The sequence below is a fragment of the Methylobacterium brachiatum genome, assembly GCF_900113845.1.
Lineage (GTDB): Bacteria > Pseudomonadota > Alphaproteobacteria > Rhizobiales > Beijerinckiaceae > Methylobacterium > Methylobacterium brachiatum.
The window spans coordinates 210,057-234,754 of sequence record NZ_FOQW01000005.1 but is presented as its reverse complement, the minus strand read 5'-3'; the positions used below and the strand labels follow the sequence as shown (position 1 = coordinate 234,754).

At 71.2% G+C, this 24,698-nt stretch carries 20 protein-coding genes; 17 read left to right on the top strand and 3 right to left on the bottom strand.

The genetic code is table 11. The features are described from left to right. Window positions 1–3: 3 nt before the first annotated feature. Complete coding sequence (selB, locus tag BMZ47_RS07290) at window positions 4–1,950, bottom strand: selenocysteine-specific translation elongation factor (RefSeq protein WP_091860191.1); 1,947 nt, start codon at window positions 1,948–1,950, stop codon at window positions 4–6. 338 nt (window positions 1,951–2,288) lie between these two features. Here selB and BMZ47_RS07285 point away from each other — a divergent pair, with 338 nt between their 5' ends. The 12 genes from BMZ47_RS07285 to BMZ47_RS07230 all read left to right on the top strand — a co-directional run bounded on the left by BMZ47_RS07285 (window position 2,289) and on the right by BMZ47_RS07230 (window position 13,501). Beyond that, window positions 2,289–3,803 (top strand): CYTH and CHAD domain-containing protein, encoded by a 1,515-nt coding sequence (locus BMZ47_RS07285; RefSeq protein ID WP_091860188.1) that lies wholly within the window; start codon window positions 2,289–2,291, stop codon window positions 3,801–3,803. 428 nt (window positions 3,804–4,231) lie between these two features. After that, complete coding sequence (locus BMZ47_RS07280) at window positions 4,232–4,693, top strand: tellurite resistance TerB family protein (protein WP_091860185.1); 462 nt, start codon at window positions 4,232–4,234, stop codon at window positions 4,691–4,693. A gap of 100 nt (window positions 4,694–4,793) precedes the next feature. Further along, window positions 4,794–6,074, top strand: coding sequence for a Zn-dependent hydrolase (locus BMZ47_RS07275; protein WP_091860183.1), 1,281 nt, complete (start codon window positions 4,794–4,796; stop codon window positions 6,072–6,074). Next, on the top strand, window positions 6,071–7,306 hold the full coding sequence (locus tag BMZ47_RS07270; RefSeq protein WP_091860181.1) for an allantoate amidohydrolase: 1,236 nt from the start codon (window positions 6,071–6,073) through the stop codon (window positions 7,304–7,306). The genes BMZ47_RS07275 and BMZ47_RS07270 overlap by 4 nt, the downstream gene beginning before the upstream one ends. A 53-nt stretch (window positions 7,307–7,359) precedes the next feature. Next, window positions 7,360–8,643, top strand: coding sequence for a beta-ketoacyl-ACP synthase (locus BMZ47_RS07265; RefSeq protein WP_091860179.1), 1,284 nt, complete (start codon window positions 7,360–7,362; stop codon window positions 8,641–8,643). Beyond that, a complete protein-coding gene (locus BMZ47_RS07260) occupies window positions 8,640–9,398 on the top strand; it encodes an SDR family NAD(P)-dependent oxidoreductase (RefSeq protein WP_091860177.1) in 759 nt (252 codons plus the stop codon). Before BMZ47_RS07265 ends, BMZ47_RS07260 begins: the two co-directional genes overlap by 4 nt. A gap of 112 nt (window positions 9,399–9,510) precedes the next feature. After that, on the top strand, window positions 9,511–9,798 hold the full coding sequence (locus BMZ47_RS07255) for an SH3 domain-containing protein (RefSeq protein ID WP_091860566.1): 288 nt from the start codon (window positions 9,511–9,513) through the stop codon (window positions 9,796–9,798). A 53-nt stretch (window positions 9,799–9,851) separates the two neighbouring features. Then, window positions 9,852–10,205: a hypothetical protein gene (locus tag BMZ47_RS07250; RefSeq protein ID WP_091860175.1), complete on the top strand. Its 354-nt coding sequence runs from the start codon at window positions 9,852–9,854 to the stop codon at window positions 10,203–10,205. Next, window positions 10,195–10,548 (top strand): type II toxin-antitoxin system PemK/MazF family toxin, encoded by a 354-nt coding sequence (locus tag BMZ47_RS07245; RefSeq protein WP_091860172.1) that lies wholly within the window; start codon window positions 10,195–10,197, stop codon window positions 10,546–10,548. Before BMZ47_RS07250 ends, BMZ47_RS07245 begins: the two co-directional genes overlap by 11 nt. A 45-nt stretch (window positions 10,549–10,593) precedes the next feature. Next, complete coding sequence (locus BMZ47_RS07240; RefSeq protein WP_091860562.1) at window positions 10,594–11,616, top strand: zinc-binding dehydrogenase; 1,023 nt, start codon at window positions 10,594–10,596, stop codon at window positions 11,614–11,616. 87 nt (window positions 11,617–11,703) lie between these two features. Next, window positions 11,704–12,720 carry a lipid A biosynthesis lauroyl acyltransferase gene (locus tag BMZ47_RS07235; RefSeq protein WP_091860169.1) on the top strand — a complete coding sequence of 339 codons (1,017 nt, stop codon included), beginning with the start codon at window positions 11,704–11,706 and terminating at the stop codon, window positions 12,718–12,720. A gap of 7 nt (window positions 12,721–12,727) precedes the next feature. Next, window positions 12,728–13,501: a DUF1223 domain-containing protein gene (locus BMZ47_RS07230; protein WP_007561599.1), complete on the top strand. Its 774-nt coding sequence runs from the start codon at window positions 12,728–12,730 to the stop codon at window positions 13,499–13,501. Window positions 13,502–13,511: 10 nt separating this feature from the next. Here the strand turns inward: BMZ47_RS07230 and BMZ47_RS07225 are convergent, their stop codons facing one another. Next, window positions 13,512–13,835 carry a hypothetical protein gene (locus tag BMZ47_RS07225; protein ID WP_244536753.1) on the bottom strand — a complete coding sequence of 108 codons (324 nt, stop codon included), beginning with the start codon at window positions 13,833–13,835 and terminating at the stop codon, window positions 13,512–13,514. 81 nt (window positions 13,836–13,916) lie between these two features. Between BMZ47_RS07225 and BMZ47_RS07220 the strand changes: the two genes are divergently transcribed. The 3 genes from BMZ47_RS07220 (at window position 13,917) to BMZ47_RS07210 (ending at window position 18,633) form a co-directional block, all read left to right on the top strand. Beyond that, window positions 13,917–14,633: a DUF1194 domain-containing protein gene (locus tag BMZ47_RS07220; RefSeq protein ID WP_091860164.1), complete on the top strand. Its 717-nt coding sequence runs from the start codon at window positions 13,917–13,919 to the stop codon at window positions 14,631–14,633. A 134-nt stretch (window positions 14,634–14,767) separates the two neighbouring features. Beyond that, window positions 14,768–16,291, top strand: a complete 1,524-nt coding sequence (locus BMZ47_RS07215; protein ID WP_091860559.1) for a UxaA family hydrolase — start codon at window positions 14,768–14,770, stop codon at window positions 16,289–16,291. 362 nt (window positions 16,292–16,653) lie between these two features. After that, the gene (locus BMZ47_RS07210; protein WP_244536752.1) at window positions 16,654–18,633 is read left to right on the top strand and encodes a hypothetical protein; all 1,980 of its coding nucleotides are present in this window, start codon (window positions 16,654–16,656) and stop codon (window positions 18,631–18,633) included. Between the two features lie 15 nt (window positions 18,634–18,648). Here BMZ47_RS07210 and BMZ47_RS07205 read toward each other — a convergent pair whose 3' ends face one another. Further along, a complete protein-coding gene (locus tag BMZ47_RS07205; RefSeq protein WP_091860161.1) occupies window positions 18,649–19,695 on the bottom strand; it encodes a saccharopine dehydrogenase family protein in 1,047 nt (348 codons plus the stop codon). A 370-nt stretch (window positions 19,696–20,065) separates the two neighbouring features. Here BMZ47_RS07205 and BMZ47_RS07200 point away from each other — a divergent pair, with 370 nt between their 5' ends. Together BMZ47_RS07200 and putA are read left to right on the top strand one after the other, a co-directional pair. Continuing rightward, the gene (locus tag BMZ47_RS07200) at window positions 20,066–20,842 is read left to right on the top strand and encodes a hypothetical protein (RefSeq protein WP_091860158.1); all 777 of its coding nucleotides are present in this window, start codon (window positions 20,066–20,068) and stop codon (window positions 20,840–20,842) included. 134 nt (window positions 20,843–20,976) lie between these two features. Continuing rightward, window positions 20,977–24,663 carry a trifunctional transcriptional regulator/proline dehydrogenase/L-glutamate gamma-semialdehyde dehydrogenase gene (gene putA / locus BMZ47_RS07195; RefSeq protein ID WP_091860155.1) on the top strand — a complete coding sequence of 1,229 codons (3,687 nt, stop codon included), beginning with the start codon at window positions 20,977–20,979 and terminating at the stop codon, window positions 24,661–24,663. The last annotated feature ends 35 nt before the right edge of the window (window positions 24,664–24,698 follow it).

Here is a 24,698-nt window from a genome sequence, read left to right as displayed (position 1 = left end):
GCCTCAACGCCCGCCCGGCTCCAGATCGACGATCACCCGCCGGTCGCCGGTCCGGCGGCTGAAGCCGACGGCGTCGAGATGTTCGAGGAGCGGGATCGAGAATTTCCGTAAGATTCCCAGGGCGGCGCCGGCCTCCCGGGCCAGGAAGCCGGTCTCGGGGGTCGTGGCGTTCGGGAACGCCTCCGCGAGCCGCGTCCGGGCGACCGCCACCGCCTCCCGGTGGAACAGCACCGCCCGGCGCTGAACCCGGTCGATCGCGCGGATGACCGTTCCGGCCCCGACCAGATAGGTCAGCGCCTCGCGCCGGCGGACATCGCGGCCCACCGCCTCGCTCTCGTCGGGCGGGTTGAGGCCGGCCCGGCGGAACAGCTGCTCGAGCTTGCGCGCCGTGTCGCTCTCGTTGCGGGCCGGGTCGAAATCGGACCGGCGCCACAACGCGCCGGCCTGGACCGTGCCGCCGGTCGCGGCCAGGTCGCGCAGCACCAGTCCGGTCAGGGGCTCGGGCAGCGACAGGAGCTTGGCGAGGCGCTCGAGCGCGATGCCGTGCTCCATCGGGTTGTCCCGGTGATGCCCGGACAGGGCCGTCAGCGCCGCGGTGCGCAGCGACGCGAAGGCCGGGGCCCCGATGAACCGGTCGCCGACCTCCCGGGCGCCCGATGCGGCGAGCATTTGCCGGGCCCGCTCGAGGCCGGTGCCGGCCGCGCGGGCGAGGTCGGGCAGCGTCGCGCCGGCCGCACCGGCCTGGGCCAGGCGAACCGCCACAGCATCGGACGGCTTGCCCGTCGCCAGCGCGTTGAGGTCCGCGAGCACCCGGGCATCGTGCCGCCGCCGACGGCGGCTCGCCGGATCGAGCACCCGGCCGCCCGCCACCGTGGCGGGCGGCGAATCGAGACGCAGCACGAAGGGCTCACGGGCCGGGACGGTGACCGGTTCGGCGAGGTGCAGCTGCGCCGGTGCGGTCGCGCCCGGTTCCAGTGCATCGCGGTCGAGGAGGCGCAGCCGGGCCTCGACCTCGGTGGTGCCGAACAGGAGCCGGCAGGCGCTCCCGCCCGCAAGGGGGGCGTCTGCGCTCGACGCGGCGGTGAGCGCGACGTCGAGCCATTGCGACGGGGCGAGGAGGCCCGGCACCGTAAGCGCGTCGCCGCGGGCGATCTCGTCGAGGCCGACGCCGCGCAGAGCCACCGCCGTCCGCCGGCCGGGCTCGGTGCGCTCGACCGGGCGGCCGTGGATCTGGAGGCTGCGCACCACGGCGCTGCGGCCGCCGGGCACGATCTCCAGCGTGTCGCCGACCGCCAGCGTCCCCCGCCGCAGCGTGCCGGTCACCACCGTGCCGAAGCCCGGCCGGGTAAAGACCCGGTCGACCGGCAGGTACGGGAATCCGTCATCGACCCGCGGCTCCGCCTCCGCCAGCAGCGCGGCGAGGGCCTGGGCGAGGTCCGGGATCCCGGCGCCGGTGAGGGTCGAGGTGGCGATCACCGGCGGCGCCTCGAGCCCGGCGCGGGCGGCGGCGGCGGTGATCTCGGCGGCGCGCGCCGTGATCGTGGCGGGGGTCGCGAGATCGGATTTCGTCAGCGCCAGCACGCCGCGGCGGACTCCGATCAGCCGGGCGATCTCCAGATGCTCGACCGTCTGCGGCTTGATGCCTTCGTTGGCGTCGACCGCCAGCAGCACGGCGCTCATGCCGGTGGCGCCGGAGACCATGGCGCGGACGAATCGCTCGTGGCCGGGCAGGTCGACCAGGTCGATCTCGCCCTGCTCGGAGGCCAGCAGCGCGAAGCCGGGGACGATCGAGACGCCGCGGTCCCGCTCCTCCTTTAGCCGATCCGTCTCGACTCCCGTGAGCGCCCGGACCAGGGCCGTCTTGCCGTGATCCACATGCCCGATCACACCGACCAGAAGTGTCTTCAAGGGAGCCACCGACCCGACGATCTCCGCGGCGCAACCGTCCACGCGGGGCGCACCGCTCTCACAGTGAGGGATTCCGTCTACCTGGCACCGCGTCGCGCCGTTCGCCGCCGAACGGGCGGGGCCGAAGCACAGGAGGCAGATCAATTGTGGACAATCGGTTTTGCCACGGCCTCCCGGTTTGGGAAAGCGCAAATTTGGAGCGCTTCGAGATCCGCACCCGGGCCCGGGCCGGGCGCCCCGGCGCGGCCTGAGGCTCGATTTCCGCCCGCCCGCGATTGCAACGCCGCGAGGGCCCGGCCTAGACCGATTATCGTGACGCTCGGATGCAACCCGGTGGGCGCCCCGCCGAGTTAAGAACCGGACGTTTCGAAGAGGAGAGCATGAGCGAGACCGATAGCCACGCCGTGGCAGACCCCCGCGAGATCGAGCTGAAGCTCGATTGCGCAGGTTCCGACCTGACCGCGCTGGCGGCCCATCCGCGGCTCCAGGGGGCCGAAGGCGCCGAGCCCGAGCTCCTCGTCAGCACCTATTACGACACGCCGAATCAGGACCTTCGCGCCGCCGGGCTCACCCTGCGGGTGCGCAATCAGGGCGGCCGGCACATCCAGACCGTGAAGGCCGGGCAGGGCGGCGTCGGCCTGTTCGACCGGTCCGAGTGGGAGACCGAGATCGCGGGCGAGACGCCCGATCCGGCTGCCTGGGCCGACACCGCGGCCGAGAAGGTGCTGCGCAAGGCGGATGCGCCGCTGGAGCGCCTGTTCTCTACGATCGTCACCCGCCGGGTGATCCCGGTCCGGCAGGGTGAGTCGCGGATTCTCGTGACCCTGGACGAGGGACGAGTCGAGAGCCCGTCCGGCGCTTCGCCCATCTGCGAGGTCGAGCTCGAGATCGCCGAGGGCGAGCCGGCCGACCTGTTCGCCCTGGCCCAGACGCTCGCCGAGACCGTGCCGCTGCGCCTGAGCGCCACCGCCAAGAGCAGCCGCGGCTTCGCCCTGATCGATGGCACCGGCCCGTCCGTGGTCAAGGCCGAGCCGGTCGCATTGCCCGACGATGCGAGCGCCGGCGAGGTGTTCCGCCGGGTGGCGCGCGCGTGCCTGCGCCATATGCGGCTCAACGAGACCGCCTTCCTGGCGAGCCACGCCCCGGAGGCCCTGCACCAGATGCGCGTGTCGCTGCGGCGGCTGCGTTCGGCGCTGTCGCTGTTTGCCCCGATCCTGGAGAGCGACCCACGCGCGATCAGCTTCGGCGACGAGATCAAGCGCGTCACCGAGCCCTTCGGTCACGCCCGCAACCTCGACGTGTTCCTCAGCCAGACGCTGCCGCGCCTGGCGAAGGAACGTCCGGGCGACGCGGATCTCGACGCGTTGCGGGATCTGGCCGAGACCGAGCGCGCCAAAGCCTACGATTCCGTGCTGGCAACCCTGGAGAGCCCGCAATGGCGCGGGCTGATCATCGACTTCGCCGGCTGGATCGAGGCCGGCGCCTGGGCCAGGCAGGAGGCCGCCGCCGAGGACGGCCGAGCCTTCGCGGCCCAAGTCCTCGACCGCGCCCGCGAGCGCCTGAAGAAGCGTGGCCGCGGCCTGAAGAAGCTCGATCCGCATACCCGTCACCGGGCGCGGATCGCTGCGAAGAAACTCCGCTACGGGGCGGAATTCTTCGCCGAGTTGTTCCCGAAGAAGAAGGCTCGCCGCCGTCAGGACAAGTTCGGCGCCGCGCTGTCGGACCTGCAGGACCATCTCGGCGCGCTGAACGATATCGAGACCGCGCGGTCGATGACGGAAAGCCTCGGCGGGCGGCCGATGCCGGTTCTGGACGATGCGAGCACCCAGGACCTGCTCAATGCCGCCGCGGAGGCGCGCTCCGAACTGCTCGACGTCAAGCCGTTCTGGCGCTGACGCTTTCCCGCAGGCGCACCGCTGCGGCGTGAGGCAGCCGATCCGTGCTGGGTTCTGAGCGGCTCGGCACGAAGCGCGCGGTGCCCTGCACAGCGGGGCGCGCGCTCGGCCATTGAAGCTGCGAGACCGCCGTCGGAACGGCAGGCGCGGTTGGGGCCACCCGCGCACCGTCCCGACGGCGTTGAGATGGAACCGGGCCCGCCTGAGGGGGGGATAGCGGACCCGGGCTCCCGCCCACCGCGCTGGGGACGCGGTTGGATGCATGATTCACATACGGATGTTGCCGGAGGATTTCTGAAACGCGTCCGCGTCGAAATCCTGCCGGGAAGCCGGACCCGCGTCGCGTCGTCCGGGTGCTTCCAGGCGGCTTCCTTCCGCACCGCACTCTGCTATCCCTCTCGCTCCGGCGGACACCTCGAATATTCGGCATGAGCCTTCTGAGCGACATTTTCAGCCGTGTCGGCCGTACCGTGACGGCCTATGCGGGCGACAAAGCCCTGATGCTCGCCGCCGTTTCGGCCGCGGCCAACGTCATCGTGGCCGATGGCGAGGTGGCCGGCGAGGAATTCGACGCCGCCCTGCACGGCCTGCGCGCCGATCCGGTCCTGGTGAAGGGCTACGACGCGCTGATGCTGGAGACGGAGCTGTACGAGGGCATCGCCCGGGCCCGCACCCGGCTCGGCCGCGCCGAGAATCTGCGCCACGTCTCGGCGATCGTCGAGCGGCCGGCGAGCCAGCGCGAGAACGTCTTCCTGATCGCCGCCGACGTGGCCGACCAGGATGGGATCAGCGGCATCGAGGCGAATGCCCTGGGCGAGATCGCCGTCGCCCTGCAGGTCGATGGCGAGGGTCTGCTGCGCGCCAATCCGGTGCGGCGTTCGCCGGTGTGACCGAGGCGCCTGGCATCACCGTTGCTCCCGGCCGGCGCGACACCCGATAAGGGCGTTCGATGATCTTGCCGCACGGCGTCGCGCCGTGAGAGGACCCGCCATGGCCGAAACCAATCCGAGCAAGACCCACAACCTGCGCGCGGACGGCGCACGGCTTTGGGCCACGATCCTGGAGACCGCCGCCTTCGGCGGCACCCCGGCCGGCGGCATCAACCGGCTGACCCTGTCAGCCGAGGACGGGCGCGTGCGCGACTGGTTCCGGGATGCCTGCGAGGCGGCCGGGCTCACGGTCACGGTCGACGCGCTCGGAACCCAATACGCCGTCCGACCGGGCCGCGACATGAGCCGCCCGCCGATCGCCTTCGGCTCGCATCTCGACACCCAGCCCACCGGCGGCAAGTTCGACGGCGTGCTCGGCGTCCTGGCCGGGCTCGAGGTGATGCGCAGCCTGAACGATGCCGGCCTCGAGACCGAGGCGCCGCTGATGGTGGTCAACTGGACCAACGAGGAGGGCTCGCGCTTCGCCCCCGCCATGATGGCCTCGGCCGCCTATGCCGGCGACTTCACCACCGACGAGATCCTGGCCAAGCGCGACGCTGCGGGGATCACCGTGGCCGAGGCGCTCGACGCGATCGGCTATCGGGGTGCCGAAGACGTGGGCGCCCGCGCGATCGGCGCCTTCGTCGAGCTGCATATCGAGCAGGGCCCAATCCTGGAAGCCGAGGGCAAGACCATCGGGGTGGTCGAGGGCGGCCAGGGGATCATGTGGTTCGACGGGCTGATCACCGGCTTTGAGAGCCATGCTGGCACGACCCCGATGCCGCGGCGCCGGGATGCGCTGCTGGCGCTCTCCGAATTCGCCCTGGCGGCAGAGCGGATCGCCCTGGCGCACGCGCCCTCCGCGGTGGCAACCATCGGCGAGGCTCAGATCCTGGCGCCGTCCCGCAACGTCGTGCCGGGCCGCGTCGCTTTCACGGTGGATGTGCGCGACCCGCGCTCGCCCGCCCTCGACGCCATGGAGGCGAGCCTGCGCGAGGCCGCCACCGAGATCGCCGAAAGCCGCCGGCTGGAGATCGCGCTCACCCGGATCTGGCGCAAGGAGCCCGTGCCGTTCGATCCGGCCATCGTGGCCGCGGTGGACGCGGCGGCCGAGAGCCTCGGCCATGCAAGGCGGCGGATCATCTCCGGGGCCGGGCACGATGCCTGCAACCTCGCCGCCAAGGTTCCGACCGCGATGATCTTCGTGCCGTGCAAGGACGGCGTGAGCCACAACGAATCGGAATCCGCCACCCCGGGCGATTGTGCGGCCGGCGCCGACGTCCTGCTGCAGACGGTGCTGCGGCTCGCCAACGCGCCGCGGATGGAACCGCCGGCGCGATGATCTTCGCCCCGCGTATCCAGGCGCGCCTCGACGCGCTGGCGGCGATCACGGCCGAGCCCGGCACGATCACCCGCCTCTACCTGACGCCCGAGCAGGCCAGGGCCGAGGCCCTGGTGGCGGGCTGGATGCGTGAGGCCGGGATGGCGGTGCGCCACGATGCCGTCGGCAACCTGATCGGCCGGATCGAGGGACCCGAGCCCGGCGGTCCGGCCCTCGTCGTCGGATCGCATCTCGATACGGTCCGCAATGCCGGCCGCTACGACGGGCCGCTCGGCGTGATCACCGGGATCGCCTGCGTGGAGGCGCTGGCCCGCGACGGGATCCGCCTGCCGCACGCTTTGGAGGTGGTGGCCTTCGCCGACGAGGAGGGCGTGCGCTTCTCCGCGACCCTGATCGGCAGCCGCGCCTTCGCGGGCCGTCTCGACCCGGCCGTGCTCGATGTCGCCGACGCGGATGGGGTCACCCTCACTGCGGCGATGCGGGATTACGGGCTCGATCCCGCGGCGATCGCGTCCGCGGCACGATCGCCGGATGCGGTTCTCGGCTATCTCGAGCTGCATATCGAACAGGGGCCGATGCTCGAGAAGGCCGGCCTGCCGGTGGGCGTCGTGACCGCGATTTCCGGCGCCAGCCGCCTGGACTTCACCCTAACCGGCGAGGCCGGCCATGCCGGCACGGTCGCCATGAGCGAGCGGCGCGACGCTCTGGCCGGCGCCGCCGAATGCGTGCTCGCCGTCGAGGCACGCTGCCGGGGCGAGGCGCATCTGGTCGGGACCGTCGGCCGGATCCAGGCGCATCCCGGCGCGGTGAACACGATTCCCGGGGCGGTGCGCTTCTCCCTCGATCTGCGTGCCCCCGACGATGGCCAGCGTCTCGCCGCGCTCGCCGACATCACAGCGGCCGTCGCTGCAATCGCGGAACGTCGCCACCTCGATCTCGAGACGCGCCTGCTGCACGAGGCTGCGGCAATCCCGTGCGATCCCGGCCTGACGGATCTGGTCCGGGAGGCGGTGGCCGCCGAGGGCTTGCCCGTCCTTGCCCTGCCGAGCGGCGCCGGCCATGACGGCATGGCGGTGGCGGCGATCGCGCCGATCGCCATGGTGTTCGTGCGCTGCCGGGGCGGGATCAGCCACAATCCGGCGGAATTCGCGAGCCTGCCGGATATCGAGACCGGGGCGCGGGTGCTGTTCGGGGCGATCAAGGCGTTTTCCGCCGCGCGACACGGGGTCTGAACGGCGCACGCGGAACGGGTGTACGCCGCCCCAAAATCCCGTACAGACGCACCATGAGCGCGCGATCCTATCGCGACGCCAGGGGCCGGCCGCTGATCGCGGTGACGGGCATCGGCGTCGTCTCCTCCCTCGGGCAGGGCCAAGTCGACACCTGGGCGGCTATGAGTGCGGGCCGCTCCGGCATCCACGCCATCGGCCGGTTCTCCACTGAGGGCCTGCGGACGCGGATCGCCGGCACGGTGGATTTCCTCGATACCGAGCCGCTGGTCGCGCCGCTCCTGTCCGAGCGCTTCGCCGCGGAGGCCGCCGAGGAGGCGGTCGCGCAGGCCGGGATCGGCATGGCGGGCGACTTCCCGGGGGCGCTGTTCATCGCGGTCCCGCCGGTGGAGATGGAATGGCCGCAACGCCAAGCCTTGGCAGAGGCGGCCGGCGGCGAGGGCGACGTCGATTATGCCGGCCTGCTCCGGGCCGCCGCGACCCGGCGCTTCGACGCCTGGCACGACCTGTTCATCTTCGGCACCGTGGCCGACCGCATTGCCGACCGGTTCGGCACCAAGGGCTCGCCAATCTCGCTCTCCACCGCCTGCTCGTCGGGCGCCACCGCGATCCAGCTCGGCGTCGAGGCGATCCGCCGGGGCGAGACCGCGGCGGCGCTCTGCATCGGCACCGACGGCTCGGTGAATCCGGAATCGCTGATCCGCTTCTCGCTGCTCTCGGCGCTCTCCACGCGCAACGACGCCCCCGAAGAGGCGTCCAAGCCGTTCTCGAAGGATCGGGACGGCTTCGTGATGGGCGAGGGCGCGGCCGCCCTGGTCCTGGAGGAGGCCGAGGCTGCCGTGGCGCGGGGCGCCAAGATCCTCGGCTACGTGCTCGGCTGCGGCGAGAAGGGCGACGGCTTCCACCGCACCCGCTCCAGTCCCGACGGGGCGCCGGTGATCGCGGCGATCCGGGCGAGCCTGGACGATGCCGGGCTCGAACCCGAGGGGATCGACACGGTCAACGCCCATGGCACCTCGACCCCGGAGAACGACAAGATGGAGGCGTTGGGGCTCGCCGCCGTATTCGGCGCGCGCGCGCCCTCCCTGCCGGTGACCTCGAACAAGTCGATGATCGGCCACACGCTGACGGCGGCCGGCGCCATCGAGGCGGCGGTGTCGCTGCTGACGATCCGGAACGGCCGCATCCCGCCGACCATCAACCACCGGGTGCCGGACCCGGCGATCGGCCTCGACGTGGTCGAGACCGCCCGGGACCTTCCGGTCCGCACCGTCCTGTCGAACTCCTTCGGGTTCGGCGGCCAGAACACCTGCCTGGTGTTCGGGGCGGAGCCGGCGTGAGCGCCGCCCGCCGCGTCCTCGTCACCGGCGGCGCCTCGGGTGTCGGCGCCGCGATCGTGCGCGCGCTGGCCGGTACGGGCCATGCGGTCGACTTCACCTACCGCGCCTCGGGGGAGGCCGCCGAGGCGCTGCTCGCGGAGCTGCGCGCCGCATATCCCGATCGCGCCTTCACCGGGCACGCTTTGGACCTCGCCGACAAGGCCGCCCTCGACACGTTCTGCGCGGCGGCCGAGGATTGCGGCTATCACGGCCTCGTCCACAATGCCGGCCAACCGAGCGACGCCCTCGCGGCAATGTTCGACCAGGACAGGGCCGAGACGGCCATGCAGGTCAATTTCTTCGCGCTGACCCGCTTGGCCAAGGCCCTGGTCCGCCCGATGACCCAGGCACGCACCGGCCGCATCATCGCGATCGGCTCCGTGGCCGCCCTCCGGGGCAATGCCGGCAACGCGGCCTACGCGGCAACCAAGGGCGCGCTCATCGCCTATTGCCGCACGCTCGCGATCGAGACCGCCAAGCGCGGGGTCACAGTCAACGTCATCGCCCCGGGCTTTGTCGACACCGCCATGTTGGCCCGCTACGCCGCCCACCGGGCCGGGATGGAGCGCCAGATCCCCGCAGGCCGGTTCGCCCAGCCCGAGGATGTCGCCGCCTTGGTCGCCTTCCTGATGGGCGATGTCGCCGCCTACATCACCGGCGCGGTCCTGCCGGTCGATGGCGGCCTCACCGCGATGATGGGCGTCCACCGCACCTGATTTTTTGGGCGTATCGCGCCTCTTCGGATCAGTCTCCAAACGTCCCGTACGGCAATGATAGACTCGGAACCTGGAATTCCCCTCGCACGCGCCATGCTCTAGCGACTTGCCGATGCGCGCCCGCCTCATCGTTCTTGCCGGATTCTGCTTCGCAGCCCCCGTCGTCCCGGGCGGCGCCCACGCCGAACCGGAAGCCTACCGGATCTCCGGCCTGCCCCCCGGCGAGCCCCTCTCGATCCGCGCCGAGCCGGACGCCGCGTCCGAGCAGGTCGGCGAGATCCGCACCCGCGCCCTGGTCTTCGGCTGCACCAACGACACGCCGAGCCGGACCACCTGGTGCCGGGTCAAGGCTGGACGCGCCGTCGGCTGGGCGCGGCGGCGCTACCTGGCGCCGGATTAGTGCGTGTTGATCCCCCGGGCGGTGCTGGCTACCTCTCATCCGGAGGTGCTGCGATGGCGACCATGATCCTGCGCGACGAGGTGCTTCGGGCGCGCCATATCGAGGGCGATCCTGATCTGGCCCGGGCGATCCGCACCTTGTCGCCCGATCAGCCGATCGTCCTGCGGATCGAGGGACAACCCATGCGGTTCCGGAAAGTGCCGGACCGGGCAACCGGACAGCCGACCGACGCCATCGGCCCGGACGAAGCGGACGCCGCCGCCTGGCGGGAGTTGCAGACGCGCCGGGGCGCGACGATCACCGTCGAGCCCGAAGCGCCCCGAACCGATCCATACCTGCTGTCTCTGAGTGCCACGCTGACCGAATGGAACAGTCCCGAAGACGCGGCCGCCTACGATGGACTTTGAGCGCTACGATGTCCTGACGGCGCTCTTCCCCTTCGTCGACGTGCCGGTTCGCAAGCCCCGACCGGTTGTGGTGCTGTCGACCAACCCTTTCAACGGCACGCACGGACACGTCGTCACCGCCATGATAACCACGGGCGCCGACAGTCACTGGCCGAGCGATGTCCGGATCGTCAATCTCGCCGCCGCAGGCCTCCGGCACGGCTCGGTCATTCGGTGTAAGCTGTTCACCCTGCCGAACGGCCAGATCGGTCGCCGGATCGGGCATCTCGGCGAACCGGATCGCACCCGCCTGGCGCTCCAAATGGACGCGATCCTGGGTGCGTCCCACCGCGCCGAACCCTAATCACTGGTGCGGCTTCCCGAGGCCGCCGAGGACGACACGATCACGATGCAAGCCCTGCAACTATTCGGCGACCGCGACCTGCGCCTCACTGAGGTCGAGGCCCCCGCCGCACCGGGGCCGGGCGAGGTGCGGATCCGCATCCGCGCGGTCGGCCTGAACTTCATCGACGTCTGGGGCTTTCGCGGCATGGCCTTCGCCAAGCGCAAGATGCCGCTCATCGTCGGCGCTGAGGCGGCGGGCGTGGTCGAGTCGGTCGGCCCCGACGTCACAGCGCTGGCCCCCGGCGACCGGGTCGTACCCTATGGCGCCATGACCTGCGGGCAGTGCCGCGCCTGCCGCGAGGGCCGCGACAACCTCTGCGAGGACGTGTCCGGCGTCATGGGCTTCCACATCGACGGCTTTGCCCGCGAGCTGGTGACCGTGCCGGCCCGCCTCGCCGTGAAGGTGCCGGACGGGGTCAGCGACACCGACGCGGCCTGCGCCGGCATCGCCTTCGGCACCGTCCAGCACATGCTGTTCGACAATGCCCGGCTGGAGCCCGGCGAGAGCGTGCTGATCCATGCCGGCGGGTCCGGCATCGGCACCGCGGCGATCCGCATGGCCAAGGCGATCGGCTGCACGGTCTACACGACGGTCGGCGACGACGAGAAAGGCCGCAAGGCGGCGGAGCTCGGCGCCGACCACGTCATCAACTACCGGACCGAGCGGTTCGAGGGCGAGGTCCGGCGGCTGACCAAGCGCAAGGGCGTCGACGTGGTGTTCGAGCATGTCGGCGCCGATACCTGGAACGGCTCGCTGCTCTGCCTGAAGCGCGGCGGTCGGCTGGTGACCTGCGGCTCGACCTCCGGCGTCTCGGCCACCATGAACCTGATGCAGCTGTTCCAGCAGCAATACCGCATCACCGGCTCGTTCGGCTGCTCGCTGGCGAATATTGCCCAGGCGCTCGACAAGATGGCCCTGGGTATCCGTCCGGTCGTTGACACGGTCTACCCGCTCGGCGACTTCGCGCAGGGGCTCGAACGCCTCGAATCCCGCAAGGTCTTCGGGAAGATCCTCGTCAGCCTCTAAAACGTATCGCACGGCGCGGAAGATGGGTTAAGCTTCGCTTTATACGCGAACTGCCGGGCCTGCCCGCATCGTGCCCGGGAATCCAATGTGCTGCGCCTCGCCCTCATCCTTCGACGGTCTTTCCCGCGGCTTGCGGGTTTCGCCATGATCCCGCTGATCCGCGGCCTGGTCTGGCTGGCGCGCGCGCTGGGGCCGGATCGCGCCACCGCCTTGGGCGCCGCGCTGCTGCGGACGGTCGGGCCGCTGCTGCCGGCGCATCGCACCGCGATGGCGAACCTGCGCGGCGCCTTCCCCGACATGCCGGAGGCGGAACGGAAGCGGATCGCCCTGGAGGCCTGGGACAATCTCGGGCGGACGGGGGCCGAATACGCCCATCTCGACGCGCTGTTCGATTTCGATCCCGACTCGACCGAGCCGATGCGCACCGAGGTCGCCGGGATCGAGCACTTCGCCACCCTGCGCGATGACGGACAGCCGGGGCTGATCTTCTCCGCGCATCTCGCGAACTGGGAACTTCCGGCGATCTGCGCGGCCAAGTTCGGCCTGGACGCGACCGCGGTGTTCCGGCCGCCGAACAATCCCGCCGCCGCCCGGCTCGTCCAGGAGGTCCGCCGTCGCTCCATGGGCGGCCTCGCCGCCTCCACGCCCGGGGCCGTCTTCGCCATGCGCGACGTGGTCGAGAATGGCGGCCATCTCGGGCAGCTGATCGACCAGCATTTCACCCGCGGCGTGGTGGTCGACTTCATGGGCCGGCCGTGCCTCGCCAACCCGCTGCTCGCCAAGCTCGCCCGGCACTACGATTGCCCGGTCCACGGCGTCCGCGTCGTCCGCCTGCCCAAGGGTCGCTTCCGGCTGGAGCTGACGCCGCCCCTGGATCTGCCGCGGAACGCCGACGGGGTGATCGATGTCGCCGGCGCCATGCAGGCGATGACCGCGGTGGTGGAAGGCTGGGTGCGCGAGAATCCGGGCCAATGGCTCTGGATGCACCGCCGCTGGCGCCCGGACATGTTGCCTAAGACGAGAAAACAGCCCAATCAACCGCAACCGATAGTAGAACCTTCTCAAGCCAACGTGATTTCCCAGACAGCTTCCCAGACGCTCTGATGGCCTGATGACGCATCGGCACCGCGCCCGTATCTGGATCGGCGAAAGCCGCGCGCTGTGCGTGGCAGCGCTCCTCTGCGCCGTCTCGGCCGCGGCCGAGGCACGGGCGGAGCCGGTCCGCGCCGTGGTGGAGCTGTTCACCAGCCAGGGCTGCGGTGCCTGCCGGGGTGCCGACCCGATCATCCGCGACCTCGCCCGCCAGCCGGGCGTGGTCGCCCTGACGCTGCCGGTGACCTACTGGGACTATCTCGGCTGGAAGGACACCCTGGCCCTGCGGCCGCTGACCGAGCGCCAGCGCGCCTATGCGCGGGCTCGCGGGGCCCGGCAGGTCTTCACCCCGCAGGTCGTGGTCGATGGCGGCGGCTTCGCCGTGGGCTCGGACCGTCCGGCGCTCGAGCGGCTGATGCGGGAGGCCACGCAGCGCGGCGGCTTGCCGATCCCGGTCCGCGGCGAGATCAAGGGCGATCGGATCGCCGTGGAGGTCGGGGCCGCGCCGGAGGCCAGGCCCGACACGCGCGGCGATGTCTGGCTGGTGCCGGTGCTGCGCAGCCGGGCCATCGCGATCCAGGCCGGCGAGAATGGCGGCCGGACCGCGACCTACGTCAATGTCGTGCGCGGCATCCAGCGCCTCGGCAGCTGGACCGGGCAGCCGACGCGCTTCGACGTGCCCTGCACCCTCGCCGAGATCGCCGAGGCCGACAGCTGGGTGATCCTGGTCCAGGGCGCCGCGGAGGGCAGGCCCGGCCGCATCCTCGGCGCCGCCAAGGGGCCGGGCCTGTAGAGTCCCGTGCCTAATCCAGCGTGATCGGGTTCAGGGGCCGACGGCCCTTCCGGCGGCGGCGTTCGTCCGACGCCCGCGCCAAGCCGCCGAGTTTCGCATCGAGGCGCTCGGACGAGCGGCCGACCAGCCCGATCAGCGCGTCGAGCCCGCGGCTCAGCAGCGCAACGCTCCCGGTTACGCCTGCAACGAGCACGCGATCCGCGACGCGACCGATCCAGTTTAAAATCCGCATGGTCCGTGTGTAACCTTCGAGATCTGTGCGATGCCGGATGCATCCTGTTCCGTCCGCAGATAGCGCGGACCGGTCGGTGCGCTCTGCGACCGAACGCGGCATCGAACCGCCCGGGCGGCCGGGTCGTTGCCTGCGTGAGGCCGTCCGCCGAACCGCGTGGGCGCCCATCACCGAGTGTCGGCCATGCGGCGACGCCATCTGCTCTCCGGGATGCTCGCCGCCCTGTCCCTGGCCGGACGGCGCGCCGTCGCCGCGGAGACCGGTGTCGACGTCCTTCTCGTGCTGGCGGTCGACGTCTCGCTCAGCATCAGCGCGGAGCGCTTCGCCCTGGAGCGGCGGGGCTATGCGGAAGCCTTCAGCGATCCGCGCGTCCTGCGGGCGATCGCCGAGGGCAAGCGCGGACGCATCGCGGTGGCGCTGTTCGACTGGGCGGGCCCCGGGGAGCAGCAAATCGCGGTCGATTGGATGGTCATCGCCACGGCTGCGGATGCCGCGGCCTTCGCGGGGCGCCTCGCCGCGGTGCCGCGCCCGTTCTACGGCCGGACCGCCATCGGCTCGGCGATCGGCTTCGCCGCCATGCTGCTGGACCGCTCGCCCTACGCCGCCGAGCGGATGGTCATCGACATCTCCGGCGACGGCACCGGCAATGCGGGCCGCTCCATTGCGGAGGCCCGGGATTCGGCCGTGGCGTCGGGCATCACCATCAACGGCATCGTGATCGTCACCGACCCCGCCGGGATGCCGGGCTACCTGCGCGAGCACACCAATCCCCCGAGCGGGCTCGCGGCCTATTACCGGGAGACCGTGATCGGCGGCGAGGGCGCCTTCGTCATGACGGCCGAGGGGTTCGAGGCCTTCGGCCGGGCCCTGATCGCCAAATTGGTGCGCGAGATCTCCTGACACCCGACGACATCCGGGCTCCCGCGTCACCCGCGCTGCTCGCGCCGTCCCTGCCGGGGCGTTAGGCTTCGCGCGCACGCACCCGGCGAGGCGCGGCCCAGGGAGGAACCACGATGCCGATCACGGTCGACACGCTGTCCGCCTATCCCGTCATCACCCTGCGGCCGGACGACGGCGTGGCGGTCGCCCGGACGGCGATCGAGCCGGGCACGCCGGTGGCTCCGGGCATCACAGCCGCCGAGCGGATCCTGCCGGGCCACAAGGTTGCGGTCCGGCCGCATCGCTTCGGCGAGGCGGTCACCAAGTACGGGCAGATCATCGGCTTCGCCAAGGATGACATCGCCGCCGGCCGGCATGTCCATGTCCACAATCTCGGCATGGGCGAGTTCGCCCGCGACTACGCCTTCGGGGTCGATGCCCGCCCAACCCGGCTCGTCACGCCGCCGGCCACCTTCCAGGGCATCCGCCGGCCGGACGGGCGCGTGGCGACGCGCAACTATGTCGGCATCCTGACCTCGGTGAATTGCAGCGCCCACGTCGCCGACCTGATCGCCGACGCGTTCCGGCGCCACCCGATCCTCGGTCTCGATCCGCTGGCCCCCTATCCGAATGTCGACGGCGTAGTCGCGCTGACCCACAAGACCGGCTGCGGCATGGCGATGGGCGAGCCCCTGAAGCTCCTGCGCCGGACGCTCGCGGGCTATGCCCGGCACGTCAACTTCTCGCACATCGTGATGATTGGTCTCGGCTGCGAGGTGAACCAGATCGGCGCCTTCCTGGAGGAGCAGGGCCTCGGCGACCGGATCCGCAGCATGAACATCCAGACGCTCGGCGGCACCCGCAAGACCGTCGAGGCCGGCATCGCATTCGTCACCGGCATCCTGGCCGAGGCCAACGTCGTCCGCCGGGAGCCCGTGCCGGCGAGCGAGCTGATCGTCGCGCTGCAATGCGGCGGCTCGGACGGCTATTCCGGCGTCTCGGCCAACCCGGCTCTGGGGATCGCCAGCGACCGCGTGGTCGAGAACGGCGGCACCGTGATCCTGTCGGAGACCACCGAGACCTACGGGGCCGAGCATCTGTTCACCCGGCGGGCCGTGAGCCCCGTTGTCGGCCAGAAACTCGTCGACCTCATGCGCTGGTGGGAGGAGTATACCCGCCGCGAGGGCTCGGAGATCGACGCCAACCCGTCGCCGGGCAACAAGGCCGGCGGCCTGACCACGATCCTCGAGAAGTCGCTCGGTGCCATGGCCAAGGCCGGCAGCACCAACCTGGTCGACGTGGTGCGCTACGCCGATCCAGTGACCGCCAAGGGCTTCGTGTTCATGGACACCCCCGGCTACGACCCGGTCTCGGCCACGGGGCAGGTGGCCGGCGGGGCCAACCTCGTCTGCTTCACCACCGGGCGCGGCAGCGTGTTCGGCTGCAAGCCGTCGCCATCGATCAAGATCGCCACCAACTCGGCGATGTACCGGCGGCTCGAAGAGGACATGGACGTCAATTGCGGCACGATCCTCGACGGCGAAGAAAGCGTCGAGGAGGCCGGCCAGCGGATCTTCGAGCTGATCCTGCGGGTGGCGAGCGGCGAGCGCACCAAGAGCGAGCAGTTCGATTTCGGCGCGTCGGAATTCGCGACCTGGCAGCTCGGCGCGACGGTGTGAAGCGCATTCGAGCGCGAGCCGGGTGATCGCGCCGCGGGGCCGATAGGCTGAGCCGCCCGCTTCCTTGAGCCGAATCGGGTCGCGGATGCGGCGCCTCGGTGTCCTAGCTCACCGTGATCGGCTTGCCGCCGGTGCGCACATATCCGAACTATCGCGGTGGCGCGAAGACGTGCCTTCGTCGGCCCGGCGTCTTTGCGCGTCCGGTAAATATATCATCCGGTTGAAGCGTCGTTTGAATGTGGTGAAGACTGTCGGACGTCTCGGATTTCCAGCGCGCTTGTTTCAATCGATCGCTGCGATCTGAATGATTCCGACATCGGACGACATCTTGCCGACGATCTGTTCCGACCCGGAGAGCCTTGATGCCGCGCTTGGAGATCACCGGCACCCAACGCCACTACTGCGCTGTCGCGGCCGTCGAACAGGATGGTGCCTGGCGGCTGTTCAAGCCCTTCCGCGAGGGGAGGATCAGGGCGGCGGCCTTCGTGGGCGCGGATCGGCTCGTCTGCCTGGGCAAGACCGGGGAACTCTGCCTGATCGACTGGCGCCTCGGCGAGGAACGCGCGCGCGGGTCCATTCCGGAACGTTATGCCACGATCGCAGGAATATTCGTTGCGCGTAATGCCGAGTTGATCGTCGTCCATGGGGATAAACGGCCGTTTGATCCGGAGGAATACTGCCATTCCATTGCGGTGCTGCGGTCCGACACGCTCGAGACGATCCTGCAGGGCGAAGGCCTGCTCTGGTCGGGCAATGGTTCGGTCGCGCGGCTCGTCGAGGATCTTGTCATCCCGCGCAAGCCAGGCGCGCCGGTCAACATCACCATCCATTCCGACCTGTTCGAGGTCCCGGGGGGTGGCGTGGCGTTCATTGGCGACCGGTGCGCTCCCGATAAGACCGGCTATGGGCTGTGCCAGCTGAACCCCGTCGACGGGTCGGTGCAGTACACGCCGCTGCCGCATGAGCGGCGATGGTGGTGGCTCAGCCCCAGCGGCCGCCTTACCGTCACGCTGACGGCCGGCGCGCCGGCGGCGTCCGGCGAAAGCCCGGCGCATCGGGTGGAGGCGGGGGGCGGACGAGCGATCGAGCTCTGGACCACGGTGCCCCCTCAACTCCGGAAGACGCTCCTCAGGCTGGCCGTGCCGGAGCGCGACCTGCGCATCACCGCGATGGTCTGGGAGCCGGACGAGGCGGGCGTCTGGGTGCAGGCGATTCGCTACAGCGCCGAGAGAACGGAGCCCGGCACCCCGTGGCAGAAGCGCGATGAGCAGCACGAGTTCCAGCGCATCGGTCTGGACGGGGCGCATTCGCCGGTCTTCCATTTCGAACGCTTCGACGGGTCACGGTTCACCGGGCCGGCCTATCTCCATTTCAAGAGCCCCGACATCCTCGACGTGAGCCCGGATCAGCCGATCGCCATCAGGGCCGGTTGGGTCGGCGGCGCGGTCTTCATCCCGCGCGCGTGGTGTGCGGAGGATCAATCTGCGCGGCGCATCTCGGAGGACGAGGACGGGTTCCAGCCGACAGCCTGGGCCGGGCCGAAATCCTCGGCGATTCAGCGGTTCCTGGCGAAGGCCTGTCCGCGGCCGGTGGTGGTTGTGGCCGCGTTCGAACACGCCGCCATCGCCGATGCACTGCAGCGACTCGCGCAGATGATCCGCACAGGCCTGGCCGACCTGCTGCAGGACGATGTCTTGGATCTGGCGTTCAAGGTCGGCGGGCGGACGATGACCGAGACGGCGTTCTTCGCCCGCCTCGCCCGGGAGCGCATCGCGGTCGACCCGGAGCTGCGCGCGCTGCTGACGACCTATCTGGACGTCCAGCCGGACATCGTCGCCGCCAAGAAGCTCTATCGCCAGATCTGGGGACCGAAGGAGAATCAGGGCGCGCTCGCCCCGGCGATGCAGGCACTGCTCCATCTCGATCCGGGGGCGCACGACGTGTTCCGCCGCTATCTCGACCGGCGCGACGGCGAGCACGAGACCCACAGCCGCGACGTGATCCTGGAGACCTACATCGCCGAGACCGGCTGGCGCGATGCCGCCATGATCCGCTTCGGCATCTACGCCGCGATGATCCAGTACCGGGACGGCGCGATCATCCTCGGCGGCCATCTCGACACGTCCGGCCTGGTGGGTGCCGCGGAAGCGCTGCTGTCCCCCGACGCCTTCGCCGAGGCGATCCTCGACGAGCTCGACCGGTTCATGGAACTGCCGGACTTCGATCCCCCGGTCCCGAAGGCTGAGCTGTATGAGGGGCTCACGGACGGCCTCCGGATGTCGCCCTACGGCCAACGTGTCCGCGCGGCCCTCGCGGCGCGGCGCCCGTTCGCGTCGCGCTAGATCACGGTCCGCCGCTCAGAGGTCGGTCCGAACGACGTTCGGGAAGCCCAGGATGAAATCCGGGCCGAAGGCGGTGACCGGGGTATGGAACCCCGGGGGGACCGCGCCGGACGCCACGCGCCGCGCGGATTCCAGGGCGGTCAGGACCGTCAGCGTGTAGCCCTCCGGAGTTTCCATGCGGCTCGCCGCCCGATTGCCAGATCCGTCCCAGGCCTCGGCGAGGAAGGTGCTCCGCGCCCTGGCCCGCGCGCTTTCCGAAGGCCCCGGCGGCAGCCGGTCGATGCCGCGGTTGATCAGGCGCTGCGCCGTCCCGCTGGCGATGAGCCGGCGCAGCCCGGACGGCAGGCCCGCGGCCGCCGCCATGGCGGGGAAGGCCTCGAAATAGACCGCGATGTTGGGGACCCGGGTCGAGTACCACGCACTCGACACATCGCCCCAGCCGAGCCCCACGGTGCGCCGGGCGCCATGGCCGAAATCGGCGCTGCCGCGGGGCGGGCTCGGCAATTCGACGATGCGGCCGTCCCGGCGCACCCGCGTCCCCCAGGCGATGCCCTCGACCATGGTGCGGGCGGTCCCGCGGCTGAAGCCGCCGAAGCCGCCGATCGAGATGCGGAGATGCGTGGCGCTCGGTAGCCGCTTCGCCACATGGGCGGCGAGGCAGTCGCTCGGCACCACGTCGAAGCCGGCCGCCGGGAGCAGGACGATGCCCGCGGCCTTCGCCTCCGCATCCCGGGCGGCGAGCGATTCGAGCACGTCGATCTCGCCGGTGATGTCGAGGTAATGCGTCCCGGTGGCGAGGCACGCCTCGGCCATCGGCCGGGCCGTCTTGGAGAACGGCCCGGCCGCGTGGATCACCGCGCCGATCCCGGCGAGCGCCTCCCGCAGCCGGCCCGGATCGTCGAGGGGCGCGGCGCGCCAGCCGAGCCCCAGCCTGGCGGCGAGCGGCCGGAGCTTGTCGGGGTCGCGCCCGGCCAGGACCGGACGCAGGCCCTGCGCGGCGGCGTGTTCGGCGAGCAGCGTGCCGGTATAGCCCGTGGCGCCGTAGATCAGGATCTCGGTCATGGGCGCCCCTGTACCATGGTGGGCGCTCGCGACGGCAAGGGCTGTCCGCGGCACGCGGTCGATGCGGCGAGGCCGGTCAGATGTTCGGGAGCCTGGTTTCCGGCGCGGATAGTCGTTCGGAAGTCGAGTCCGGACAAAATGCGGTCCTGCCCGCCGCGCCGGCATGAACCGGGCAATGTTCGTCCCGGAACCGATCCTGCGCAACCGATCCGGTGTGCGCGCGAAGACATGGCGATCTCCACCGATCCGTTAGATCGGCATCCAGATGGCGGGTTGAGCGCCGCGAGACCGTTCCGTATTCGGGGGCGGACTCGCGTTCGGTGGTCCGACTCGTTGTGAACCAGCGGCGCAGGGTGCTTGGGAGCGATCGATGAAGGTACGTCTTCGGCTTGCGGCACTCGGGGCTTTGCTCGTCGCCGCCAGTGTTCCCGCGGCCGCGGCCGACCGGATCGTGCAACTGAAGCCGGGCAACGCCGGCCCGGATATCGACGCCCTGCCGCAGATCGTCGACCCGGTCGACGAGGCCGAGCGCAAGATCAACGCCGCAGTGAAGCGCATCGACGCCCATGTCCGCAAGGCCGCGCAAACCTGCAAGCAAGAGGGCGGCAAGTACGCCTCCTGGGACCGGAGTGTCCAGACGCCGATGCGCGGTCCCCGGTTTCTGAGCTACGTCATCAACGACAGCTGGTCCTGCGGCGGTCCGCATCCGAACAACAGCACGACGGCGATCGTCTACGACCTCACCACGGGTGCGCCGGTGGATTGGACGACCCTGCTGCCGCCCGCCCTGACCGGCAAGGTCGTGCTCGAGGCCCAGGCCGACGGGACCAGGATGGTGGCTCTGTCATCCAAGCGGCTGCACAATCTCTACCTGCAGGCCTACCGGCCCAAGACCGGCAAGAGCGCGGAGGATACGGACGACAAGGAATGCCGGGAGGCGGTGACCGAGACCTTCTCGGGCGAACCGCCGGCCATGACGGTATGGCCCGACGCCGAGACGGGCGGCCTCGCCGTCGCGTTCGATCTGGTCCACGCGGTCCAGGCCTGCGCCGATACCGTGGTGATCCCGACATCGACCCTGCGCCGCGAAGGCGTCCAGGCTCTGCTCACCGACGCGATCGACGCCGCGCATGCCAAGCGCCCGTAAGGTACGCTGCGGAAAATTGGCGGCCCGGCAGCGGATGCGACGTCGGATCCGGCCGACAAGGCCTGAACAAGAGCGGCGGACGATGTAGCCTGAGACGACGGTGTGAATCGTCGCGCAATTCCGAGAGGCGCATCATGTCCGGATCCGGCCGTCCCGAGCGATCCGCCGACGCGGAGGGGCACCCGTTCGCGGCCCTCGCGGCCGAGGTCGTGCCACTGTCGCCCCTGCGGGCCGCGATGGTCGCGGCCTGCCGGCGGCCCGAGCCGGATTGCGTCGCGCCGCTGCTCGATCGCGCACGCCTGCCGCCCGAGGCCGCCGGGCGCGTCGCCGACACCGCGCGACATCTGGTCGAGGCCCTGCGCCGCCAGACCCGGCACGGCGGGGTCGAGGGGCTGATCCACGAATACGCCCTGTCGAGCCAGGAGGGCGTCGCCCTGATGTGCCTGGCCGAGGCGCTGCTGCGCATCCCGGATTCCGCCACCCGCGACGCGCTGATCCGGGACAAGATCGCCGGCGGCGACTGGGCCGCCCATCTCGGCCACAGCCCGTCGCCCTTCGTGAACGCGGCGACCTGGGGCCTGCTGGTCACCGGTCGGCTCGCGGCGACGCGCAGCGAGACCGGCCTGTCGGCAGCGCTCACCCGGCTGATCGGGCGCGGGGGCGAGCCGCTGATCCGCAAGGCGGTCGACCTCGCCATGCGGCTGATGGGCGAGCAATTCGTCACCGGGCGCGACATCGCCGAGGCCCTGCGCAACGCCAAGCGCATGGAGGCGAAGGGCTTCACCTATTCCTACGACATGCTCGGCGAGGCCGCCCTCACCGCCGAGGACGCGGCGCGCTACCTGCGCTCCTACGAGGACGCGATCCGGGCGATCGGAGAGGCCTCGGCCGGCCGCGGGATCTTTTTGGGGCCGGGCATCTCGATCAAGCTCTCGGCGCTCCATCCCCGCTACACCCGCTCCCAGCGCGGGCGGGTGATGGCCGAGCTGGCACCCCGGGTCCGGGACCTCGCGCGCCTCGCCCGGCGCTACGACATCGGCCTCAACATCGATGCGGAGGAGGCGGACCGGCTCGATCTGTCCCTCGACATCCTCGAAACCCTGGCCTTCGACCCGGATCTCGCGGGCTGGGACGGGCTCGGCTTCGTCGTCCAGGCCTACGGCAAGCGCTGCCCGTTCGCGATCGACGTGCTCATCGACCTCGCCCGCCGCAGCCGGCGCCGGCTCATGGTCCGCCTGGTGAAGGGGGCCTACTGGGACAGCGAGATCAAGCGCGCCCAGGTAGACGGGCTCGCGGATTTCCCGGTCTTCACCCGCAAGCTGCACACCGACGTGTCCTACCTCGCCTGCGCGCGCAAACTGCTCGCGGCGCCGGACGCGGTCTTCCCGCAATTCGCCACCCACAACGCCCAGACGCTGGCCAGCATCGTCGAGATGGCCGGGCCGGATTTTTCCATCGGGCGGTACGAGTTCCAGTGCCTGCACGGGATGGGCGAGCCGCTCTACGAGGCGGTCGTCGGGCCGGGCAGGCTCGACCGGCCCTGCCGGATCTACGCGCCGGTCGGCACCCACGAGACCCTGCTGGCCTATCTGGTTCGCCGGCTCCTGGAGAATGGCGCCAACTCCTCCTTCGTGAATCGCGTCGGCGACGCTGCCGTGCCGGTCGAGGACTTGATCGCCGATCCGGTGGCGGCGGTCGCAGCGATGCCGGTCCCGGGCGCGCCGCACGAGCGCATCACGCTGCCCCGCGACCTCTTCGGCGGGAGCCGCGCCAATTCCGCGGGCCTCGACCTCGCCGACGAGGCGGCCCTGGCTCGTCTCGCCGAAGACCTGGCCGGAAGTGGCCGGACGGAGTGGCGGGCGGTGCCCTCCGGGATCGACCCGGCGTCGGCGGATATGCCGGTGCGCAACCCGGCCGACCACCGGGACATCATCGGCGCAGTCCGGGCCGCGTCGCCCGCCGCCATCGAGGCTGCGCTTGCCCGGGCCGTCGCATCCGCTGAAGCCTGGGCCGCGACGGCGCCGAAGATCCGCGCCGCCCGCCTGCGCGAAGCGGCCGACGCCCTGGAAGCCCGGATGCCGGTGCTGATCGGCCTGATCGTGCGCGAGGCCGGAAAGTCCTTCGCCAACGCCGTGGCGGAGGTTCGCGAGGCGGTGGATTTCCTGCGCTACTACGCGGCCGAGGCCGAGCGGACGCTCGACGGCACGCATAGGCCCCTCGGCCCAGCGGTCTGCATCGCGCCCTGGAATTTCCCCCTGGCGATCTTCGTGGGCCAGGTCGCGGCCGCTTTGGCCGCCGGCAACCCGGTCCTGGCCAAGCCCGCCGCGGAGACGCCGCTGATCGCCGCCGAGGCGATCCGGGTGCTGCACGCGGCCGGCGTGCCGGAGGCTGCGCTGCAGTTTCTGCCCGGGCCCGGCGAGGTCGGCGCGGCGCTCATCGGCGATGCGCGGGCGCAGGGAGTGATGTTCACCGGCTCGACCGCGGTGGCCAAGACGATCCAGCGTCGCCTCGCCGAGCGCCTGACCCGGGACGGCGAGCCGGTCCCGCTGGTGGCCGAGACCGGCGGTCAGAACGCCATGGTGGTCGATTCCTCGGCGCTCGCCGAGCAGGTGGTCGCCGACGTGATCGCCTCGGCCTTCGATTCCGCCGGCCAGCGCTGCTCGGCCCTGCGCATCCTGTGCCTGCAGGAGGAGATCGCCGACCGCACCCTCACGATGCTCAAGAGCGCGATGCGCGAGCTGGTTCTGGGCGATCCGCGCCGGCTCGCGGTCGATGTCGGCCCGGTCATCACCCGGGCGGCGGCCGAGCGCATCGAAGGGCATGTCGCGACGATGCGGGCGCGCGGCTTTCCGGTCCATCAGGTCCCGCTGCCGGCCGAGGCGCCGCACGGGACCTTCGTGCCGCCGACGCTCGTCGAGATCGCCCGCGTCGCCGATGTGGAGCGCGAGGTGTTCGGGCCGGTCCTGCACGTCCTGCGCTACGCCCGCGCCGACCTGGACCGGCTGCTCACCGAGATCGATGCCACCGGCTACGGCCTGACCTTCGGCCTCCATACCCGCATCGACGAGACCGTGGCCCGGGTGCTCGGGCGCATCGGGGCCGGCAACCGCTACGTGAACCGCAACGTCATCGGTGCCGTGGTCGGGGTACAGCCCTTCGGCGGGTCCGGCCTGTCCGGCACCGGGCCGAAGGCCGGCGGCCCGCTCTATCTCGGCCGCCTGCTGAAGCGCCCCCCGGCCGCCGCCCTCGACGGGCTCACGGGCGACGAAGGCTTGAGCCGGCGCTACGGCGATTGGCTGCGCGCCCGGGGTCACGGCCCGCTGGCGGAACGGCTCGCCGCCGAAGGCTGTCCGCACGGCGCCGAGGTCGAGCTGGCCGGACCGGTGGGCGAGCGCAACCTCTACGCCCTGCACCCCCGCGGGCGGGTCGCGGCCGTCGCGCAGACCGAGACTGGGCTGCTGGCCCAGCTCGGCGCGATCCTGGCGGCCGGCAACCGGGCGGTGGTGATCGGCTCCAGCCACGCCGACGATCTGCTGCGCGCCCTGCCGGAGGATTGCGCAGCCCGGATCGAGCGGGCACCCGACCTCGACCGGGCCGGCGCCGTGCGGGCGGTGCTGTACGAGGGCGATGCGCCGGGCCTGCGCGCGCTGAACCGCGCCCTGGCCGAACGGCCCGGGCCGATCGTCCAGGTCGAGGGCCGAACGCCGGAGGCGCTGGCGGCGGGCGCTCTCTACGCGCTGCCCGGCCTCATCGAGGAGCGTTCGACCGCGATCAACACCGCGGCCGCGGGGGGCAATGCCAGCCTGATGTCGATCGGCTAGGGCATCGGCCCGCGAGGTGGTCGCCGGCTTTCGGA

Excerpts from the sequence above, each read along its gene's own strand:
- BMZ47_RS07285 (WP_091860188.1), top strand. The coding sequence starts at position 2,289 with ATGAGCGAGACCGATAGCCACGCCGTGGCAGACCCCCGCGAGATCGAG.
- BMZ47_RS07280 (WP_091860185.1), top strand. The coding sequence starts at position 4,232 with ATGAGCCTTCTGAGCGACATTTTCAGCCGTGTCGGCCGTACCGTGACG.
- BMZ47_RS07275 (WP_091860183.1), top strand. The coding sequence starts at position 4,794 with ATGGCCGAAACCAATCCGAGCAAGACCCACAACCTGCGCGCGGACGGC.
- BMZ47_RS07270 (WP_091860181.1), top strand. The coding sequence starts at position 6,071 with ATGATCTTCGCCCCGCGTATCCAGGCGCGCCTCGACGCGCTGGCGGCG.
- BMZ47_RS07265 (WP_091860179.1), top strand. The coding sequence starts at position 7,360 with ATGAGCGCGCGATCCTATCGCGACGCCAGGGGCCGGCCGCTGATCGCG.
- BMZ47_RS07255 (WP_091860566.1), top strand. The coding sequence starts at position 9,511 with ATGCGCGCCCGCCTCATCGTTCTTGCCGGATTCTGCTTCGCAGCCCCC.
- BMZ47_RS07250 (WP_091860175.1), top strand. The coding sequence starts at position 9,852 with ATGGCGACCATGATCCTGCGCGACGAGGTGCTTCGGGCGCGCCATATC.
- BMZ47_RS07245 (WP_091860172.1), top strand. The coding sequence starts at position 10,195 with ATGGACTTTGAGCGCTACGATGTCCTGACGGCGCTCTTCCCCTTCGTC.
- BMZ47_RS07240 (WP_091860562.1), top strand. The coding sequence starts at position 10,594 with ATGCAAGCCCTGCAACTATTCGGCGACCGCGACCTGCGCCTCACTGAG.
- BMZ47_RS07230 (WP_007561599.1), top strand. The coding sequence starts at position 12,728 with ATGACGCATCGGCACCGCGCCCGTATCTGGATCGGCGAAAGCCGCGCG.
- BMZ47_RS07225 (WP_244536753.1), bottom strand. The coding sequence starts at position 13,835 with ATGCCGCGTTCGGTCGCAGAGCGCACCGACCGGTCCGCGCTATCTGCG.
- BMZ47_RS07220 (WP_091860164.1), top strand. The coding sequence starts at position 13,917 with ATGCGGCGACGCCATCTGCTCTCCGGGATGCTCGCCGCCCTGTCCCTG.
- BMZ47_RS07210 (WP_244536752.1), top strand. The coding sequence starts at position 16,654 with ATGCCGCGCTTGGAGATCACCGGCACCCAACGCCACTACTGCGCTGTC.
- BMZ47_RS07205 (WP_091860161.1), bottom strand. The coding sequence starts at position 19,695 with ATGACCGAGATCCTGATCTACGGCGCCACGGGCTATACCGGCACGCTG.
- BMZ47_RS07200 (WP_091860158.1), top strand. The coding sequence starts at position 20,066 with ATGAAGGTACGTCTTCGGCTTGCGGCACTCGGGGCTTTGCTCGTCGCC.
- putA (WP_091860155.1), top strand. The coding sequence starts at position 20,977 with ATGTCCGGATCCGGCCGTCCCGAGCGATCCGCCGACGCGGAGGGGCAC.